We start from the raw sequence: 1,911 nt of genomic DNA, 5'->3' as shown, positions 1-1,911 counted from the left end.
TTAAAATAATTGCTTCCATTTTCGTAGTTTTTAAAAGTTTATGGAGCAAAATTGTGAAGTAAAAAAAAGTCCCTTAGTCCCAATCGGGTCCCAAGGGACTATTATTTTTTAGAGTAAGTTATCGAGGTCTATTCGTTTGTGGGTCTTTGGTCGTTTATCGCCACGTGATGGTTTGAGGATGGTTTCGACTGTTTGGGGACTTATTTCGTTGTTGTCTTTGTCGATGAAGTTATTGACGATCATATTTACTATGTCACCATTGGAAGCATCAATAAATGATTTTCCATCAACAAATAATTCACGACTTAATTGGTAGAATATGTCTACTAATTGGTTCAGATTTCCGTTGAATTTTAGCTTTTTAGTTATTAGTTTTTTCTCCAGTTCTAGTTCTTTTTCCTTCTCAATTTCGGAACGCATTTTGCGAAGCGTTTGTAATTTTTCAATGAATTGAACGCATTGCTGGTCATAAGCTTGCAGCTTGTTGTTGATTGAAATGATGTCGGCTTGTTTATATTCGAAAATTTCTTCGTTTAAAAACAAGATTTGCTCATTGAAAGAATCCATTTTTTCGACTTGATGTTTGATTTCAAAAAATGAAAAATAACGATCTTCTGATTCGGCATTGATTAACCTTTTCGGAGTACTTTGTTTGGTTTCTTTTACGCTCGAAGATTGCAGCTCCGTTCGTTTTTTCTCGATAATGTTGTACAATTTATTGAATCTACTCAGTGCCTTTTGGCTAAAGAATAGTTCTTCATTGTTGGCTAATAATTTTTCGAACTTATTTAACCAGGTGTTACCGTCTTGGGCAAGTTGGAGTTGGTAGTTAATGAATTCAGGTAGTTGGGATTGTGGGATTGTAAATACTTTTTCGAGTAAAGCAATACAATAGTTTTCCAGTGTGGGTTCCTGGTCGTGCGTAATGTCAAAAATAGAAGCTGCACTTTGTGCTGTGTCGATGGTTCTCCATTCTGAGAATAATGATTTTTTGATGTTTTGCCCTTTCAAGTTCACGTTTTTTGCCGGTGTTAAATTTGTTCATTATTTGTTATTTGGTTACACTTTTTCCAATGTCACGACTTGAAATGGTATAATTGCTTGAAGTTCAGGTATACTTCAAGTAAATTTCAATATGATTTTGGAAGTTTTTTACTATTTGGGATGCCTAAAATTAGAACAAATTCAGTACCGCTTTGCGTTGTTTTTCGCACAAGTTTTTAACAAAATTGCGAGGGCTTGTATTTGCTAGGGTTTTGGATTTCGATAGTAAAAAAGAGTAAAATTTACCTTCGAAAAAGAAAACGAGAGTAATTTTTTGAAAAATTTACTCTCGTTCTGTTTTAGTAGATGTAGTTGTCGACTGCTTTGTCTAATTCTTCCGAAATGATTTTAGCATATACTTGGGTTGTGCTGATATCGCGGTGGTCCATTAGTTTTGAAACGTGCTCTATTCGCATTCCATTGTTTAATGCGTTTGTTGCAAAGGTATGTCGGCTTATGTGGAACGTTACTTTTACTGGAATTTCTAATTTCTTTGCTATGCGCTGTAATTGAAAATTAGCTGCTTTATTGGCACTTTCTATAAAAGTATAACGGTATTCATCATTCTTTAAATAGAGCTCTTTATTTGTGATTACAGGGAATATAAAGTCATCTTGTTCTGCATCTTTCTTTTTGTACTTGTTGATGATGTCCAATGCTAACTGACCTATTTTAAACTGATGCATTCTTCCTGTTTTGCGAATTACTTTTTGTATTCTTCTCTCCTCTTCATTGAAGTGTTTTACTTGAAATTCTAATACATCACTGAATCGTAATCCTCCTGCGAAAATTGAAAAGATAAACATATCGCGATATACACTTGCCTTTGATTTTTCATCTAGTTTATAATTGATAATCGCCTCGAAT

The 1,911-nt window shown here is 33.9% G+C and carries 2 protein-coding genes; both read right to left on the bottom strand.

The window, feature by feature from the left end; translation table 11 throughout:
• Window positions 1–108 precede the first annotated feature (108 nt).
• Complete coding sequence (locus ACE3PD_RS08440) at window positions 109–1,017, bottom strand: hypothetical protein (protein ID WP_374401437.1); 909 nt, start codon at window positions 1,015–1,017, stop codon at window positions 109–111.
• Between the two features lie 326 nt (window positions 1,018–1,343).
• The coding region (locus tag ACE3PD_RS08435; RefSeq protein ID WP_374401436.1) for a site-specific integrase at window positions 1,344–1,911 on the bottom strand (568 nt) is incomplete at its 5' end.

Origin of the sequence: Flavobacterium sp., from assembly GCF_041911335.1 — a bacterium.
Lineage (GTDB): Bacteria > Bacteroidota > Bacteroidia > Flavobacteriales > Flavobacteriaceae > Flavobacterium.
This window is presented reverse-complemented; position numbering and strand designations above follow the sequence as displayed.